General features: G+C 46.4%; 13 protein-coding genes and 1 other annotated feature. Of the genes, 10 read left to right on the top strand and 3 right to left on the bottom strand.

Going from position 1 to position 18,006, the window contains the following annotated elements; translation table 11 throughout:
• Nucleotides 1-149 precede the first annotated feature (149 nt).
• Together AR337_RS12825 and AR337_RS12820 are read left to right on the top strand one after the other, a co-directional pair.
• On the top strand, nt 150-1,094 hold the full coding sequence (locus AR337_RS12825) for a DMT family transporter (RefSeq protein ID WP_253701702.1): 945 nt from the start codon (nt 150-152) through the stop codon (nt 1,092-1,094).
• 83 nt (nt 1,095-1,177) lie between these two features.
• Entirely contained in the window at nt 1,178-2,857 is a 1,680-nt protein-coding gene (locus tag AR337_RS12820) for a PAS domain-containing sensor histidine kinase (protein WP_059172416.1), read from the top strand.
• Nucleotides 2,858-2,916: 59 nt separating this feature from the next.
• Here the strand turns inward: AR337_RS12820 and AR337_RS12815 are convergent, their stop codons facing one another.
• Nucleotides 2,917-3,513 carry a DUF1836 domain-containing protein gene (locus AR337_RS12815; protein WP_059172415.1) on the bottom strand — a complete coding sequence of 199 codons (597 nt, stop codon included), beginning with the start codon at nt 3,511-3,513 and terminating at the stop codon, nt 2,917-2,919.
• A 139-nt stretch (nt 3,514-3,652) separates the two neighbouring features.
• On the opposite strand from AR337_RS12815, the gene AR337_RS12810 reads away from it, so the two are divergent.
• On the top strand, nt 3,653-4,300 hold the full coding sequence (locus tag AR337_RS12810) for a hemolysin III family protein (RefSeq protein ID WP_059172414.1): 648 nt from the start codon (nt 3,653-3,655) through the stop codon (nt 4,298-4,300).
• A gap of 298 nt (nt 4,301-4,598) precedes the next feature.
• Nucleotides 4,599-4,841: a binding site (T-box leader), on the top strand.
• 102 nt (nt 4,842-4,943) lie between these two features.
• Entirely contained in the window at nt 4,944-6,284 is a 1,341-nt protein-coding gene (gene brnQ, locus AR337_RS12805) for a branched-chain amino acid transport system II carrier protein (protein WP_059172413.1), read from the top strand.
• Between the two features lie 115 nt (nt 6,285-6,399).
• Here brnQ and AR337_RS12800 read toward each other — a convergent pair whose 3' ends face one another.
• Together AR337_RS12800 and AR337_RS12795 are read right to left on the bottom strand one after the other, a co-directional pair.
• Nucleotides 6,400-7,734, bottom strand: a complete 1,335-nt coding sequence (locus AR337_RS12800) for an amino acid permease (RefSeq protein ID WP_059172412.1) — start codon at nt 7,732-7,734, stop codon at nt 6,400-6,402.
• Between the two features lie 33 nt (nt 7,735-7,767).
• On the bottom strand, nt 7,768-8,475 hold the full coding sequence (locus AR337_RS12795; protein WP_059172411.1) for a DNA alkylation repair protein: 708 nt from the start codon (nt 8,473-8,475) through the stop codon (nt 7,768-7,770).
• Nucleotides 8,476-9,036: 561 nt separating this feature from the next.
• Here AR337_RS12795 and AR337_RS12790 point away from each other — a divergent pair.
• From AR337_RS12790 to AR337_RS12765, 6 genes are all read left to right on the top strand, one after another.
• The gene (locus tag AR337_RS12790; protein ID WP_059172743.1) at nt 9,037-9,723 is read left to right on the top strand and encodes a CAP domain-containing protein; all 687 of its coding nucleotides are present in this window, start codon (nt 9,037-9,039) and stop codon (nt 9,721-9,723) included.
• Between the two features lie 200 nt (nt 9,724-9,923).
• A complete protein-coding gene (locus AR337_RS23935; RefSeq protein ID WP_301335723.1) occupies nt 9,924-10,055 on the top strand; it encodes a hypothetical protein in 132 nt (43 codons plus the stop codon).
• Between the two features lie 38 nt (nt 10,056-10,093).
• Nucleotides 10,094-10,633 (top strand): PH domain-containing protein, encoded by a 540-nt coding sequence (locus tag AR337_RS12780; RefSeq protein ID WP_253701699.1) that lies wholly within the window; start codon nt 10,094-10,096, stop codon nt 10,631-10,633.
• A gap of 385 nt (nt 10,634-11,018) precedes the next feature.
• A complete protein-coding gene (locus AR337_RS12775) occupies nt 11,019-13,178 on the top strand; it encodes a glycoside hydrolase family 3 N-terminal domain-containing protein (RefSeq protein ID WP_059172409.1) in 2,160 nt (719 codons plus the stop codon).
• Nucleotides 13,179-13,196: 18 nt separating this feature from the next.
• Complete coding sequence (locus AR337_RS12770) at nt 13,197-16,535, top strand: cellobiose phosphorylase (protein ID WP_059172408.1); 3,339 nt, start codon at nt 13,197-13,199, stop codon at nt 16,533-16,535.
• Between the two features lie 155 nt (nt 16,536-16,690).
• Nucleotides 16,691-17,671 (top strand): LacI family DNA-binding transcriptional regulator, encoded by a 981-nt coding sequence (locus AR337_RS12765; protein ID WP_059172407.1) that lies wholly within the window; start codon nt 16,691-16,693, stop codon nt 17,669-17,671.
• The last annotated feature ends 335 nt before the right edge of the window (nt 17,672-18,006 follow it).

The following is an 18,006-nucleotide window of genomic DNA, read 5'->3' as shown; positions in this document are numbered from 1 at the left end:
CGCGGTGCCTGTTTTAGAAAAACCTGTTATACTAAAGACCATAGAATCCAACTGGAAGAGGGAAGGATGTCGCGCATCCTCCCCTCTTTATCATTATCCTGCCCCAGGAATGACCCCTTCCAAGGCAGCAGAAAGAAGGAAAAAAGAGAGTGGAACGACAGAAGAATCTCCGGATTTATGCCATCCTTGTAGCGGTGATGGCAGCCTGGGGATTGAACGTAATTGCAACAAAAATCATCGTTACTACGTTTTCGCCGGTGGCCATTACCTCCCTTAGGATTTTGGTAGCAGGAATAACGGTATTCCTTGTCCTCGCCCTGCTTAAAAAAATTCGGAAGCCAACCCGGCATGAATTTATTTATACATTTATCGCGAGCATCTTTAATGTTGTCTGCCACCATTATTTCCTGTCTTTGGGTTTGACCAAAACAACCGCCTCAAATGCAGGGCTTATACTCGGGCTTGGCCCTTTGCTTTCCGCTATCCTCGCGGCAATATTCCTAGGCAGCCGCTTCACAGCCCTCCGCACGGCCGGTGTACTTGCCGGACTGGCGGGTGTTTCTTTTATTGTTCTGGAAAATGGTACGGGCGTTGGGTCTGTCTCGATTGGCGACCTATTCATATTTCTTTCGATCCTAACGCAGGCGGGAAGCTTTATTTTAATAAAAAAAGTATCCAGGACAATGGATGCCCGCCTGATGACCGGGTATATGCTACTATTCGGCTCCATTATTCTGTTCCTAATCAGTTTGGTACAGGAACCGGGGGCACTAAGCGGCATCTTCAAAGCACCGGCTGGAGTGTGGCCAGTCTTTTTTGCATCTGCAATCATTGCCACTGCGCTCGGACATATGGCTTACAATTCGGCAATCAGCAAAGTAGGCGTAGCCGAATCGGCTATATTTATTAATTTAAGCCCATTTTTCTCCTTAATTGGAGCAGCAGTATTCCTTAATGAAACCATTACGTATTCCCACCTGGCTGGATTCATTCTGATCCTATTTGGGGTCATGTTGGGTTCGGGCGCTATTGAAGAGTGGAATGCTTCAGGGAAGAAACTATACAGGAAACAAAAAATTAAAACGCGGTTATAAGCGAAAGCTGTACAGCCCTTTCCCGGCCGTACAGCTATTTGTTTCTAAGTCTAGCGCAAAATCATTTTTCCAGGGGTGGTCTTATGGAGAAAAAAAAGCTGATTGTCTATTTTATTATTTGCAGCATCGTTTGGATTTCGGGTACCAATCATCTGCTTGGGCAATTTGAACCTTCTCCTTTCATCAGGCTGATCGGCAATATAAAAGAAGTGTTTTTTGTCGTTGCAACGAGCATCCTGTTTTATTTTGCCCTTAAAAAGGCGGAAGAACTGAATACAACGAAAATGGACAAACAACGGCTTTCGACGCTTATCAATTCAATGGTTGACTTCGTAAACTTCAAGGATGGACAGGGAAGATGGGTAGAAGCTAATGAATTCGGCCTTAAGCTTTTCGGCATTGAAGGTATCGATTATCGGGGCAAGAAAGACTCGGAACTCGCAGCCTATAGCACAAATTATGCGGAAGCTCTCATCTATTGCGAGACATCTGATGAGGAAACGTGGAAAAACCGGAAAATCACCCGTGTCGAGGAGGTCCTCGTTTGCCCTAAAGGAAGCGAAAGATTTTTTGACACCATTAAAGTTCCGCTTTTCAATCCGGACGGAAGCAGAAAAGGCCTCGTCATCATAGGAAGGGATATTACTGAAAAAAGACGGCTCATCAACTTGCTCGAGGAGAGCCGCCAGAAATATAAATCCCTTTTTAAATACAGCCCGGACATTGTTTATATGACTGACCTTGAAGGGAAATTCATCGATCTTAATCCGAGGTTCAAGGAAGTAACAGGATATGACCCTGATGACGTGATTGGCAGGCATTTTCAAAAGCTGATTCCAAGGAGATACCAGGAGCAGCTTAAAAATTACTTTTCAATCGTCAGTAACGATAATCAACCACAGCTGATTGAAATTGAAGTTAAAAACAAGAACGGTGCGAAAATTATTCTTGAATGTACTTCCGTTCCGATGATTATCAATGGTGAAACAAAGGGAATCATCGGCTATGGGAGGGATGTTACGAAGCTGAGGGAAACGGAGGAGAAGCTGAGGCGGTCAGAAAAACTTTCGGTCGTAGGGGAACTGTCGGCAAGCGTCGCCCATGAAATCCGCAACCCGCTTACGTCATTAATCGGCTTCGTTCAGCTTCTAAAATCGGAGGATGCAAAGCATCAATATTACTATTCAATTATGGCGGACGAATTGAACAGAATTAACCATATTACAGGCGAGCTTCTCTTACTGGCTAAACCGCAGAAACTGAACTTTGTCCAATCGGACCTTCATTCCCTGATGGGCCATGTCATTTCACTCCTTAAGCCTGAGGCTGCTTCGCACGATATCGAGATATGTGCTTCCTTTGGGGATAAGGATAGTATTATTGAATGCGAGCCGAATCTATTAAAGCAGCTTTTTATCAATATAATTAAAAATGCCATTGAAGCTTCGCACCCTGGCGGAAAGGTTGCCATTTCAGTTGACTGCGGAAAGGATGAAAAGGTCCGTATTTCCATTACCGATGAAGGTGTCGGTATTTCAAAGGAGCGGCTGGAAAAAATCGGCGAACCTTTTTATTCGTCGAAGGAAAAAGGGACAGGCCTCGGGCTTACTGTGAGTTCGAAAATTGTTGAGGCGCATTTTGGGAAGATAGATTTTAAAAGCGTGCTGAATAAAGGAACAATCGTGATGATTGAGTTCCCAGCCAAATGCGTCCCGAAAAAGGGTATGCCATTCTGGGAAGAACAAGCAGCTAATACGAATTGAATACCTTCCATTATAGAACCTGGATTTTCCAGGTTCTTTTTTGTCCTTTCCAGTCTGTATTATCCTTGATTATCTTGTTCATCGTCAGGATGTTCCTGCTGAAGCTCATCGGCCAGTTTTTCAGCAACCCTTCTGTACATATTGCTCATATTTACAAGCGATGCAATCAGCAAAACCTTTTCTGCATGCTTATCGCCCCCGCATATATGTTCAATTTCACTTTCCGCCGAATGTTGGCGCCTGGAAAGCTCTTTCCTGAAACTGGCGGTATTTTGGGCTGAGAGAGAAAGAAATGCGGCATAAAAATCCTCCAGGCTAATGCTCCCTTTCGATACTTTTTCATTGATACCGCTTAAAACACCTTTTATATCGGTTATCGACAAAGCGCCCTTTAGCTGGTATATCAAGCTGATTACCATGAGGTGCTCGCGTGTATATTTTTTCTTTTTTACAGGAAAGAATAAATTTCCCTTTGCGTAATTATTGATCATGGTCTTGGTGAGAATTTTTTCGTCCTCATTCCTTCTTGACTGGGCGAATGCATTTTCAAAAAGCTGAATGACCTGGTCCATATATAAATCAATTGAGGGCATATCCCCTATTTGTATATGTTTATCGAGACCAAGGCTATCAATTAATTCATCTATATTGTTCATGAGCAGCCTCCAATGTAAGTAGATTCAATTTATTATAACAGGAATTTTTTTATTTTTAAAATGTTGACTACGTTACGTAATAGGCGTATCTTTATAAGTAGTTATCAAAACTACGTAATACTTAATTGGAGGTTATATAATGAATACTTATATCCGAGAGCCCATCAATGGATTAACCCATCTTGCTGGAGCAGTCCTTTCGTTCATCGGCCTTTTGGCCATGGTCATCAAGGCAGCATCAACAGCGGCATCTCCATTAGCCATTGCTGCTGTGATAATTTTTGGCGTCAGTATGATTTTGCTATATTCAGCATCGGCTACCTACCACATGGTCATCGCCAGGGACAAGGCCATCGCCTTTCTCCGCAGGGTCGACCATTCAATGATATTCGTTTTAATCGCCGGAACCTATACACCCTACTGCCTGATTAGCTTGAATGGAGCAACCGGCTGGGTTTTGTTTGGAATTATAGCTACGGCAGCTATTAGCGGAATCGTCTTTAAAATGGTCTGGTTTAACTGCCCGCGCTGGCTGTCGACGGCCCTGTACATCATCATGGGCTGGATGGTCATCTTCGTGGCTTCGCCGCTTGCCGGCAGCATCCATGATGGAGGGCTCAGCCTTCTTGTAATCGGCGGCATCTTTTATACAATCGGAGGAATCATCTACGCTGCAAAACCAAACTTCCTTCGTACAAAACACATGGGCTTTCACGAAATTTTTCATATCTTCATTCTACTGGGAAGCCTCGCCCACTTTCTCAGCGTCTACCTATATGTTCTATAGGAAAATAACTTCATCCAGACAATTGGTTCGCCAAGCTCCCCGGGACATTTTTTCTCTCACACGGGTACCCGGAAAACGTCCGAGGACACTTTCCATACCGTATGGACAACCCTAAAGTTTGCAGTTAGTTTTTTTAAAAATAATTTTTCGTAAGTTTTTTCCATATAGGTACCGCTTTCATTGTTGGCTTGGCTGGATTTTTATTCATAAAACATTTTTCAGCCTCTGGAGGCAATAGTTAAAATTGTCTAAAAAGTGATTGACACCTTACAGGGGCTCTGTTAAATTATTTTTAAATAAGAAATCAATGACGAGAAAAGTAAGCTAGGAAGACTGTTCCCCAGAGAGCCGGCAAGTGGTGAAAGCCGGCGTCCAGTACCTGGCTGAAAATCATCTCCGAGATTCAAAGCTGAAAAGGGAGTAAGCTTTGACGGAATTCCGCCGTTACGTGGAACACGTATGATTGTACGTTGGCTGAGTGCCGCACGCCATTTTGGCGGCGGAAGTAGGGTGGTATCGCGAGTATTAACTCGTCCCTGTATTTTTTACGGGGGCGGGTTTTTTTATTTTACAATAACAAAATATATGTTAGAGAATTGCCCAATGTACCTTGCAGGCTTTTCTCGGAAAGGGAGAGTTAGATATGAAGAAGTACGATACACTGTTCATCGGATTTATGTTATTTTCAATGTTTTTTGGAGCGGGCAATCTAATTTTCCCTCCAATGCTTGGTGCTTTGTCAGGTACATCCTACTGGCTGGCAATGGCCGGATTTATCCTTACCGCTGTAGGCCTGCCATTTGCGGTCCTGCTCGCAGTTTCCCTTGTTAAAGGCGGTGCGGAAGCCCTTGGAAACAGAGTCCATCCTCTATTCAGCTCTATTTTCATGGCTATCGTATATTTGTCTATCGGGCCGTTCCTTGCCATACCGCGAAATGCATCTGTTGCGTTTGAAATGGGTATCCTTCCATTTACGCCTGATTCATTAAATAAAACGTTCGCATTATTTGCTTATTCAGCAGTCTTCTTCCTGGTCGTCTACATGGCCGCCTTAAATCACGAGAAGATGGAAAAATATATGGGACGCTGGATTACCCCGGTCCTCCTCGTTTCAATTGTAGCTCTTTGCGCAGCTGGGTTCGCAAAGCTGAACGGGCATTTCCAGGCGCCAACAGGCGGTTATGAATCAGGCGCCTTTTTTAAAGGCTTCATTGAAGGCTATAACACGATGGACGCCCTTGCCTCACTTGCATTCGGGATTGTCATCCTCACCGCCGTCAAACAGCGCGGCGTCAGCAATGAAAAACAGCTTACCCGCTATACTATGAAAGCAGCCGTTATTGCGGGAGCCCTTCTGGCGCTTGTGTATGTATCAATCGGCTATGTTGGCGGAAAAATGGGCGCTACTGGGACATTCGAAACCGGAACGGAGCTTTTGACTACCGCTTCCGCACAACTGCTAGGTAAAAGCGGACCCGTCCTTCTTGGCTTGATTTTTACACTAGCATGCTTTACGACTGTAGTCGGGCTGACCGTTGCCTGCGGACATTATTTCTCGAATCTTCACTCGAAATTAAGCTATAAAGCGGTGGTTTCAGCTGTCGCACTGATCGGGTTTACACTTTCCAATTTGGGGCTCGCACAGATTCTTAAGGTCTCGGTTCCATTCCTTGTAACCGCATATCCTCTAACAATCGTATTGGTCACATTGAGCTTCTTCCACCGCTACTTTAGGAACCCGCGCCATGTATACGCAACAGCAATCCTGTTCACCGGAATCTTTGCGGCAATCGGCGGCTTGAGTACATTTGGCCTTAACCTAGGACCGATTCTCACACTAAGGAATACTCTGCCTTTTGCTTCTGCTGGAATGGACTGGGTAGTGCCCGCATTAGTCGGCACATTGATCGGCATGGTCACAGGCGGCAAAAAACAGGAGCCTGTAACCCAAACCAAGCTGAAAACTTCCTGGCAACAAGAGTGAAGCAATGAAGCAATGAAGCAAGGGACGTTTCCTTTGCCTCATTCATATAATCAGTATAAAAACTTTTATAGTAAAAATGCCATGCCAGTCAAATAAACTGGCATGGCATTTTATTTTAAATCCCTTTTATCTTATAGCCAATAAACAAAATCACAAACCAGATAGGCGCCACGATAAATGCGACCGCCATTCCCTCGATAAAAGCCATCGCAACGACCACAACAGCGAGAGCCGCAAGAGCGAAATAAGAAGAATACGGATAGAATGGCATCCGAAATTGCACTTTCCCCCTATCCCCCGCTTTTCTGAACCTCATATGGGTTACAAGAATGATCGTCCAGCTTGTAACAGCCGCAACTGTGGCAATAGAGGTTATATAATAAAACACTTTTTCCGGAACAATGTAATTCAGGAAAACCGCAACCAGCAAGATCGCCGCTGAAAACAGGATGCCCCTGGCAGGCACCCCGGATTTATTCAGTTTACGGAAAAAGCCCGGGCCATTGCCCTGGTCCGCCAAACTGTACAGCATCCTTCCCGTCCCGTACATGCCACTGTTAAAGGCCGAAAGAGCTGCAGTCAATACAACAAAGTTAATTACATCCGCGGCGGCAGGCATCCCGATTTTATCAAAAATAAGTACGAATGGACTCCCGGAAGTCCCAATTTCATTCCACGGATAAAGAACCATAATGATCCCAAGGGCACCAATATAGAAAATAAGAACGCGCCATATTACATTGTTAATTGCGGTTGGAATTGTCTTTTTCGGGTTTTCCGCCTCGCCGGCAGTCAAGCCAATCATTTCAATCCCGCCAAATGAAAACATCACCATGACGAGCGAAAGGACAATCCCTGTTACTCCATTTGGAATAAAGCCCCCATTTGCCCAAAGATTATCAAAACCGATTGGTACCCCGCCATTCCCAAACCCAAACAAAATGATTCCCAGCCCGGCAACGATCATACCGACAATTGCGACCACTTTAATCATCGCAAACCAAAACTCGAATTCACCATATGCTTTCACATTTATCAAGTTGATCGCAGTCATGGCAATAAGTGCGCCGAGTGCCGAAACCCATTGCGGTACATCCGAAAACCAGTGGTTGATATAGACGCCGACAACCGTAATCTCGGCCATGCCAACGACAATCCAGTTAAACCAGTATGTCCAGCCGGTCAAATACCCCGCAAAGGGACCGAGATATTTATGTGCGTATGCGCTGAAGGATCCTGATACAGGGTCGGCGACAGCCATCTCACCCAAGGCCCTCATAATCATAAAAATGACAGCCCCCCCAAGCAGGTAGGAAAGCAGGATTGCCGGCCCGGCAAGTTTAATGGTGGCACCCGACCCGTAAAACAGCCCTACTCCAATTGTCCCTCCAAGTGCAATCAGCTGGATGTGCCTGTTGCTCAATTCCCTTTTCAATTTATTGTTTTCCATACTTCCCGCACCTCTCACCATTTCACAAAAGCTTTAACATATGCACGTCTTCTTCTTTACTCCGAGCTTACCTTTCGATTCAACCTTTTTAATGTAATCTGCAGCAAGCGGAACCTTGCAGGCTGTATTCCCCACATTAACGTGAACCTCGCCGATGGCCCCAGCCACTCTCATCGCCTCTTCATGGAGCGGCCTAACAAACGATCCTGTGCCAATTACAAACAAATTCATCACATACCGAACCCTGTTTCTCTCAATATGTACGGTTTCCTCAACCATATTCAAAAGACGCTTAATTTCCTCCAGGTCAAGCCTGTCGTCAGGGGTAATGGAAAGATAGTTGGCATACGTGCTCCATCCGCAAACAGCCACATTTTCTTCATCGGATTTAATCCATTCCCTAGCAAGCTCAAGCGCAAACCTGCTTTCAGCCGCTGCCCCAGCAACAATGTATTCAGCAACCCCGTGCCAATTTGCCCGGCTTGTCCAATCCTGAAGTGTTTCTTTATCCATGAGCTTGGGATTAACAGAAAGGCCTGCAAGGTACATGGCATCGTAATTTCCTGTATTGAAAAGCGCCAATGCGAGTTCCTGGTCCTTCTTAACATGCTTCACCAATTTCTTCATGTCCCCAACTTTTACCCCAAAGAGCGGTTCTATGGCCCCATGCCGTAAAAATGTTTTTTTCGTCTGCTCGGTCCCCATCTCCGCAAGCCTTTCCATTACTTCTGCTACCGTCACTCTCCCCAACCCCCTCATGGATTTGTTCCCCAATTTATTAATTCATTATTATACCATTACTTTGCAAACCAAAGTACGGCTGGGCATAGGAAGACAGCTTTCCTTTTTTATAGCAAGCCGCAGCTTATTTCCATTCATATTTTACCCAAACGGTCGGAAAATAAGGGAGTACCACACAATACGCAAGAGGAGGCATACAACTTGATAAAAAAGACTGTAGGAATAATGGCTGCAGGCGTCCTGACATTGGGCCTCGCCGCCTGCAATGCCAACGACAACAATAGAAACAATGCAATGGATCATGGAACGGGTGCATATAACGTCCGGGACAACAATGGAGACAGAAACAATGACTGGTACGGCATGGACCATGAAGGGCTGTTGACGGAAGAATGGAATCCCGGCCACGACGATGACAGGAATGACCGGGTTGGACGGAACGATAGGAACGACCGAAACGACCGGAATGACCGATTCGGTACGCTTGGCGACAATGACAATCGCGGCAAGAACAGGAACAGGATTCTCGACCGGAACAACATCTCAAGCCTCCAGACTACCATGGACAGCGATCAATATCCAAACACTCAGGCGATATTAATCGAACCGGCTAGATACGAGTTTATCCGTGTCGACGGCCAAGGACAGGCCATGCAGCAATACTCTGGGATGGGTCAATATTGGCAGGATTGGCAAATTTCATTCCCGCAAAACTCGGGTGCCCAGCCTCCAGTCATGCAACCGGGCCAAATCCCAAATCAGTATGGACAAGCACCCGCACCCCAGCAGGGATTAACAGGCTATCCACAGCAGGGCAATCGAGCACCCCAGCAAGCCCCTGCCCAAAAGCAAACTGCGCCAAAAGCTGGCATCAGCAAAGCGGCCCAGCAGGTCATTGACCTTACCAATGTCCAGCGCCAGCAAAACGGCCTGCCTCCATTAAAAGCTGATGCCAAGCTAAGCGGAGTAGCATTGAAAAAGTCACAGGATATGCAGCAGAAAAACTATTTCTCGCACACCAGCCCAACCTACGGATCCCCATTTGACATGATGCGCGACTTCGGCGTCTCCTATAGAAGCGCCGGCGAAAACATCGCAATGGGCCAGCGGACTCCCCAGGAAGTCGTACAGGCATGGATGAACTCCGAAGGCCACCGCAACAACATCCTGAACCGTGAATTCACACACATCGGCGTCGGATTCGAACAGGGCAGCAACCATTGGACACAAATGTTCATCGGTAAATAATTTTGAAAGCCGGGTACCCATCAGACCCGGCTTTTTTTGGCTTAAAAAAGAGCCGTAATAACTTTGCTTCCTCCATCACCGCCTCCCTATCCACGCGCCGGAATTCCATTTCCACTATTATTTTTTTCATCGCCACAGGCCTAAAAATGGAAAAGTATAGTATTCTTGAACAAACGGCATCAACCAAGGAGGCATTTATTATGCTGGCATTATTTTTTACTCTACTGGGCACTGCTTTGCTGTTCCTCCTGCTAGGCTGGGCAGTCCGGAAAGGCGCTTACTGGCTTATCTCTGGATACGCGATGCGGCAAAGGATGAACAGGAGCTGTTAATTGAAAACAGGTATCCGCACAAAGTTGGCGCTCTGTTAGTGGCAACGGCTGCAGGCATGATACTTTTATTGCCGCTCCTGCTCACCTCGTTCCCCTATGCAATTGAGGTTGTAATAAGCTTCATGCTCGTCTTCTTGCTAGGAGGGATTATCTATCTATCCCGCTATGAAGTTCCCGCGAAAAGGAAAAAAAGCTATATCATTAGTTCGGGCATTGCCGCATTCACCTTTGTTTCGATAGGGGTCCTTATGTATTTCGGCTATCAGGATGCTGACATTATTTTCAAAAAAGAGGGATTTGAAATTACCGGAATGTATGGTGAGGAAATTGCTTATGAGGATATACAAAAAGTTGAACTGCTTGAGGAGATGCCGAAAGCAACCGTGAAAGTGGATGGCTTTGGCATGAGCAAGATTGCAAAGGGAAGGTTCAAGCTGGTTGGCTATGGAACCAGCCTGCTGTTCATCCAAAAAGGCATTCCTCCCTACCTTCATATCGAAACAAAGGATGGCCACCTTTTCATCAATAGTGATAACCCCGAAAAAACCAGATCATGGGAAAAGAAGCTTGCCGAATGAAGAAGGGTGACGCAGTGAAGCAGGGGACGTATCCTCTGCTTCATTCGTTTTTCGAAAGAAGCACTGGATCCGTCCCTGCTTTATGACCAGATGGGCGATTCTTAACCACAAAACCAGGACTTCTTGGTTAAATTGTTTACATATTCTGTAAATCATTTGGCTTTTAAGTCTCTTTTTTTGTTTTTGGGGAAGATATCGATTAATTTTTTCAACTTATCGATTAATTTTTCAATTATATCGATTAATTTTTTCATTTTATCGATTATACGAATCTTTCCTTATAAACTTGAATTGAAACGTTTCGACAAACCAATTGACGCTTTCAATGAAAGCGTTTATAATTCAATCGAAACGTTTCACTAAATAGTGTGAAAGGGGCCTGCACATGGCTGAAAACCACTTAATCGAGTTATTGGAAAAGATGTCTCTTGATGAGAAAATCGCGCAATTAATGCAGCTGGCAACACCTTTTTACAAAGGGTCCTCGGATGGAGGCCATATTACCGGGCCGATTGCCGATATGGGCATTAACGAAGACACAGTTATCAACTCCGGCTCAATCCTTGGCGCTTCCGGAGCTAAGGAAGTCATGAATATTCAAAAAGCGTTTTTAGAGGAAAACCCTCACGGCATTCCGCTCTTGTTTATGGCGGATATCATTCACGGTTTTAAAACGATCTTCCCTGTCCCTCTTGCAATGGGATGCTCCTGGGACCTCGAGGCTGCCGAAAAGAGCGCGGCAATCGCAGCTAAGGAAGCAGCCGTTTCCGGCGTTCATGTGACGTTCGCCCCAATGGTGGACCTTGTCCGCGATCCGCGCTGGGGACGTGTAATGGAGTCAACCGGTGAAGATCCATATTTAAACAGCCTTTTTGCCAGGGCCTTTGTCCGCGGATTCCAGGGGAATGACCTGAAAAACAGCAACGAGCATGTCGCGGCCTGCGTAAAACATTTTGCGGCATATGGCGCGGCAGAAGGCGGCAGGGATTACAATACCGTCGATATGTCCGAGCGGACGCTTCGGGAAACGTATTTACCGGCATACAAGGCGGCGCTTGATGAAGGCTGCGAAATGGTGATGACTTCCTTCAATATTGTCGATGGCATTCCCGCTACAGGCAGCAAAGCCCTCATGCGCGGTATCCTCCGGGACGAATGGGGATTTGATGGTGTACTCATCTCCGACTGGGGCGCTGTAAAAGAAATGATTAGCCACGGCGCGGCAGAAGATGAAGCAGAGGCAGCCCTTAAAGCTATTGAAGCGGGTGTCGATATCGAGATGATGACGCCATGCTATGTGAAAAACTTAAAGAATTTAATCTCTGATGGCGAGGTCTCCGTGGGCCTGATTGATGAAGCGGTTCTCCGCATCCTCCGCCTTAAAGACAAACTAGGCTTGTTTGAAAATCCGTATAGGGGCGCAGATGAAGAAAAGGAGAAAGAGATTGTCCTTTCCGAATCCCATCGTGGCTATGCCCGTCAAATGGCAGCCAAATCGTGTGTTCTTTTAAAAAATGATGGAGTGCTGCCGCTGGATCGAAGCAAAAGAATCGCCTTGATTGGCCCATTCGCGGAAAACGGCGACATCCTTGGGCCATGGTCTTGGCATGGGTCACGTGAAGACGCCATTACGCTGGCAAAAGGCGTTAAACAAAAAATTGATTCCTCGTTCCTTTTAACTAGCCAGGGCTGCGGCATTGAAACCGGAACGGAGCAACAACTAAAAGAAGCAATTGAAACGGCGAAGAAAGCGGATATCATTCTCCTTGCGCTAGGTGAAAAATCGGAAATGAGCGGAGAAGCAAACTGCCGCGCAGATATACGTCTCCCAATAATCCAATTGGAGCTCGTAATGGAACTTGCCAAATTGGACAAGCCAATGGCAGTAGTCCTTTTCAACGGCCGCCCACTCGATCTTGATGGGGTTATCGATGAAGCAAATGCCATCCTTGAAGCCTGGTATCCAGGCACTGAAGGAGGAGCGGCAATCGCTGACATTTTATTCGGTGATGAAAACCCGTCTGGGCGCCTTTCCATGTCCTTCCCTCATTCCGTTGGCCAGGTACCTGTTTACTACAATAGCTTCAATACAGGCAGGCCGAAAATGAGCGATCAGGACAGCTATGTTTCCAAATACCTTGATATACCCAACAGCCCGCGCTTCCCTTTTGGATTTGGTCTCACCTATGCCAACTTCCACTACAGTGATGCAGCCATTTCATCAGCCACGCTGACGGAAGATGAGACAATTACTATTTCTGCTGTTGTTAAAAACAACGGGCCAATAGCCGGAGAAGAAACGGTCCAGCTATACATTCGGGATATTTCAGCCGAAATTGTCCGGCCTGTCCGGGAACTGAAGGGGTTCAAAAAAGTGTTCCTAGAACCAGGCCAATCGGAAAAGGTTGAATTTACGGTTACCGAAGAAATGCTCCGCTATTACCATGCCAATTTTGACTATAAAAGTGATGCCGGCAAATTTAATGCCTATATCGGGCCAAACAGCCGGGACGGCCTAGAGCTGGAATTCAAGCTTATAAAATAACCAACCGGAGGGAAAACCATGCCTATTTTGAACGATACGATGTTTACCATCGAGAAAGGGAATGCCCGTTTTACTTTTTTAGAAAGCGGCGACCTCTATTTCGCCACCCACGGCGAAATCATGCTCAACCAGCTTATCGGCAATCCGGTGGACGGTTCCTTAAACAATCTCTATCTCCGCTTCCATGATGGCGGAAATATAGAAGCTGTCCCCCTGCTCGGTGTCAAATCCGATAGCACCGTCCGCCAAGAAGGCTCCACAGTCGTTTGGGAAGGAAGGGCAAAAACGATTGCCTACACAGTTACCTTCCACCTGGAAGACAATGGCCTTTGGTTTTGGGAAGTTGAGCTTGAGGGCACGAATGCCGAGGTTGACGTAATATACACACAGGATCTTGGTCTCGGCAGCCAGGGGTTCGTCCGTTCCAATGAAGCGTATTTATCCCATTATATTGATCACTCTATCTATGAAAATAAATACGGCTACGCTGTTTGTTCGCGGCAAAACCAGCCGCAGCCAGGCGGATTTCCTTATCTGCAGCAAGGTTCTCTAACAGGTTCTGCCGGCTATTCAACGGACGGTTTCCAGTTTTTCGGCCTTTCCTACAAGGAAACCGATTATCCTGAAGCATTGGCAAAGCCGATGCTTGCTAACGAAGTCTACCAATACGAGTTTGCCTTCACAGCACTTCAATCAGAGAAAATGAAGCTGGACGGCAGGGAAACGGTTGTATTTTATGGCCTGTTCAAAGAAAACCATCCGGAGCCTGTAACCACGCTTGAATATACTGATGAAGTTGAAGAAGCCTGGAGCAGGGTTAAAGGCAGGCAAAAGCCATACGCTCCGGCAAAGAATAAAATAACCTTGTCTTCCGCTTTTGGAAAGCCGCTTGAGACAGATTCGCTGTCCATTGAAGAAATAGACGCGCTTTTCCCGGCAAGGATTGAGGAAGAATGGGAAGGCGAAACGCTGCTCAGCTTCTTCACGGATACGTATGAACATATTGTTTTAAAAGAAAAAGAATTGCTTGTCGAGCGGCCACATGGGCATATTGTGATGACCGGGAACAATGCGAACATGAAGGAAAACACACTTACTTCCACTTCGTATATGTATGGCATGTTCAATGCCCAGGTTGTCGTTGGGAATACTTCCTTTAATAAAATGATGACCAACGCAAGGAATGCGCTAAACGTATTCAAAACATCGGGCCAGCGAATTTATGTTGAATTGGGCGGAAAATACAGGCTGCTGACAATGCCGTCCCTTTTTGAAATTGGCTTCAATTACGCCCGCTGGCATTATAAATTCGCCGAAGACACGATTATCGTAACGAATTTCACAGCCGTAGATACGCCGGAGCTTGTCCTCTCCGCCCGTTCTAAAAGCGGCAAACAGTACCGATACCTTGTAACGAACCAAATTTCAATGAACAACAATGAATATGAGGTACCATTCCGGATGGAACAAGATGAGGAATCCATCCTGTTCAAGGCGGACGGCCATGCGGACAGCAGCAACAGCTACCCTTCCCTCTCTTATCGGGTTTACATCCAGGGTGCAAAGTTTGAAATAAAGAATGAACACGTTTTTTCCAAGGGCATTTCTCCCGGAAGTACAGGCATCGTTGCTTTCGCACTAGACGAGGCCTCCAAATGGTCGATGACAATCCAGGGAATGCTGCACGGGGAAACCATCCCATTATTTGCGGGCAATGAGGAAAATGAAATTGCCAAATACAAAGCATTTTTAAAAGAAGTCATGAATGGCTTCAAGCTTTGGAGCGAAGAAAGCGCCATTCCGATTGAAAAAGTAAATGCGCTGGCTTGGTGGTATACGCACAATATGCTGGTCCATTACTCCGTTCCCCATGGGCTTGAACAATACGGCGGCGCAGCATGGGGTACAAGGGACGTTTGCCAGGGACCAGTCGAATACTTCCTGGCTACACAAAATGACGGTCCGATCCGTGAAATTATCAAAACGGTTTATACACACCAATACGAAGATACTGGAAGCTGGCCGCAATGGTTTATGTTCGACAACTATTTTCGTATCCAGTCTGATGAAAGCCATGGCGATATCATCGTCTGGCCGCTTAAGGTACTTGCCGACTATATTACGGCTACCGGCGATTTTGGCATACTCGAGGAAAAAGTCCCCTATACCGTTAGGGGCAGCTTCGAATCCACAGCAGAAAAGGCAACAATTCTTGACCACGCGAAAAAGGAAATCGAGTATATTAAAAACCATTTCCTTCATGAAACGCATCTTTCATCTTACGGGGATGGCGACTGGGATGATACGCTACAGCCCGCCAATGCCCAGCTGAAAACCTATATGGTCAGCAGCTGGACAGTGGCATTGACCTATCAGGCCATCAATAGCTTTGCAAAGGCCATCACCCCGATCAATGCAACGCAAGCCGCGGAACTTGAAGCTCTCGCCCGCGGAATTGAGAGCGACTTTGAAAAATACATGCTTGCAACAGGCACTCTGCCTGGATTCATCTACATGGAAGAGCCAGAAAATCCGGAATTGATGGTTCATCCGGAAGACAATAAAACGGGCATCAAATACAGGCTCCTGCCAATGACAAGGAGCATGATCAGCGAACTGCTCCCTCCAGAATCTGCAAACACGCACTTTGACTTAATTAAGGAGCACTTATATTGCCCTGATGGCGTCCGCCTAATGAACCGCCCCGCAAACTATGAAGGCGGAGTCAGCACCAATTTTAAACGCGCGGAGCAGGCAGCAAACTTCGGACGGGAAATCGGCCTCCAATATGTCCATGCCCATATTCGTTTTGTCGAAGCGATGGCCAAGCTTGGAAAAGCCGGCGAAGCATGGAAGGGCCTTGAAATGATCAATCCTGTCGGAATAAGGGACGCAGTGCCAAACGCCGCTTTCCGCCAAAGCAATGCTTATTTCAGCAGCTCGGACGGAAGCTTTAAAACGAGGTACGAAGCCCGGGAAAGGTTTGGCGAACTGAAGGAGGGCAAGGTCACAGTAAAAGGCGGCTGGAGGATTTACTCAAGCGGCCCGGGAATTTACATGAACCAACTGATTTCCAATTGCCTAGGCATTCGTCGCAATGCAGGGAACCTGCTCATCGACCCTGTCCTGCCGCAGGAGCTTGATGGCTTGCGTTTTGAGTTCAGGATTGACGGCAAGCCTGTTACGTTCATTTACAACATTAAAGGAAGAGCCGCCATTTCTGTAAAGGTAAATGGGCAGACAGTGAATGGAGAAACTCTTTCCAACCGCTATCGGAGCGGCGGGCTTCTCATTAGCAGCGATAGTTTAAAAGGAATGCTTTCCGAGGATACTAATTTAGTCGAAATACTATTGTAAGATCCAAAAAAGAATTTCCATTTTCATGCCGGAGGAAACAAGATTTCCCCGGCTTCCTTTTATAAAAATATTTCAATCAACACTGGATTTTTTTCTAACGGAATAAGAGTTATACTAAGGATAAAGTTCTTTTTTGCGAGGACGGAGGAAATGTTTTGGTCAGTATAAAAGATATTGCGAAGCGCGCAGGCGTTTCTATTTCCACAGTCTCATACGCCTTAAATGGAAGCACGAAAGTTACCGAGGGAACCCGGGCAAAAATAATGGCCCTGGCAGCCGAGCTGGATTACATTCCGAATGCGGCGGCGCGAAATCTAAAGAAGCAGGAAACTAAAATAATTGGCGCTTATCTAACTGATTACAGCGGAGCTTTTTACGGCCACCTCCTCCACGGCATACGGGAAATGCTTTCCGATTATGGATATGAGCTGATTGTTTGCACTGGGAAGCAGTCGCATCGGTTCCTTCCTGAACGGATGATAGATGGAGCCATCGTCCTTGATGCCTCCTTTAAAAACGATGAGCTGCTGTCCTACGCGGAACGTGGGCATAAGCTTGTGGTCCTCGACCGTGAGCTCAATCATCAAAATATAAAGCAGGTGCTGCTTGATAATAATACCGGTGCGGAGCTCGCAGTCGAGTCCTTGATTGCTTCCGGGCTGGACAGGATATATCTTGTTACTGGCCCCGGGGAATCCTATGATTCGGAGCGCAGGCTTGAAGCCGCCAAGGCGGCCATAAATAGATATCCGGAAGTTTCCTATTTAGAGATACATGGGAACTTTGACAAAGAGTCGGGCATGGCTGCTGCGGAAATAATTGCGAAGGAGGGCTCCTTCCCTGCTGGAGTCTTTTGCTTCAATGATGAAATGGCAATTGGAATGTACAACTTCTTTTCCGGTACGGATCTGAAAATTGGCAGGGACATTCAGATCGTCGGTTTTGATAACATCGAAGTGTCGCACTATACAGACCCACGCCTGACAACCATCGCCTATTCCAAGAAAAATTGGGGTGCAATAGCTGCCCGCGAGCTACTCAATTTGATTATGGGAAATGCCGAGACGGACGATCCTCTTAAAATCCGTGTCAGCCTTCTCGAAGGAAATTCCGTGAGGCAAAAAGTAAACAAGTAAAAAGGTGCGGGGGGTTTCCCCAGCACCTCAGATTGCCGACAAAAGACAGCGAGAGGTTACCCACTCGCTGTCTTTTGTAATTTATATAGAAATTACGAAGGTTAAAGGTTCTTCCCTACAAAAGTGGTTTTAGCGAATGTGTTGATTTGCGCTACGGGCACACGCTTTCCGCGGGGCGTCAGTGGAGCCTCCTCGGCTTGCGCCTGTGGGGTCTCCACCTTGACGCTGCATCCCTCTGGAGTCGGTGCCCTCCGCTCCAATCAACATAAAAGTTAGGCATATTAATCATAAACCAACACTTATGGTGAAGAACCAGGTTAAATTAACCTTAAGAA

Origin of the sequence: Bacillus sp. FJAT-27445, from assembly GCF_001510665.1 — a bacterium.
In the GTDB taxonomy this organism is placed as follows: Bacteria; Bacillota; Bacilli; order Bacillales; family Cytobacillaceae; genus Bacillus_D.
This window is presented reverse-complemented; position numbering and strand designations above follow the sequence as displayed.

Bases quoted from the DNA above. Each gene is read 5' to 3' on its own strand.
- AR337_RS12775 (WP_059172409.1), top strand. From the start codon at position 11,019: ATGGCTGAAAACCACTTAATCGAGTTATTGGAAAAGATGTCTCTTGAT.
- AR337_RS12820 (WP_059172416.1), top strand. From the start codon at position 1,178: ATGGAGAAAAAAAAGCTGATTGTCTATTTTATTATTTGCAGCATCGTT.
- AR337_RS12800 (WP_059172412.1), bottom strand. From the start codon at position 7,734: ATGGAAAACAATAAATTGAAAAGGGAATTGAGCAACAGGCACATCCAG.
- AR337_RS12770 (WP_059172408.1), top strand. From the start codon at position 13,197: ATGCCTATTTTGAACGATACGATGTTTACCATCGAGAAAGGGAATGCC.
- AR337_RS12815 (WP_059172415.1), bottom strand. From the start codon at position 3,513: ATGAACAATATAGATGAATTAATTGATAGCCTTGGTCTCGATAAACAT.
- brnQ (WP_059172413.1), top strand. From the start codon at position 4,944: ATGAAGAAGTACGATACACTGTTCATCGGATTTATGTTATTTTCAATG.
- AR337_RS23935 (WP_301335723.1), top strand. From the start codon at position 9,924: ATGCTGGCATTATTTTTTACTCTACTGGGCACTGCTTTGCTGTTCCTC.
- AR337_RS12790 (WP_059172743.1), top strand. From the start codon at position 9,037: ATGGACAGCGATCAATATCCAAACACTCAGGCGATATTAATCGAACCG.
- AR337_RS12810 (WP_059172414.1), top strand. From the start codon at position 3,653: ATGAATACTTATATCCGAGAGCCCATCAATGGATTAACCCATCTTGCT.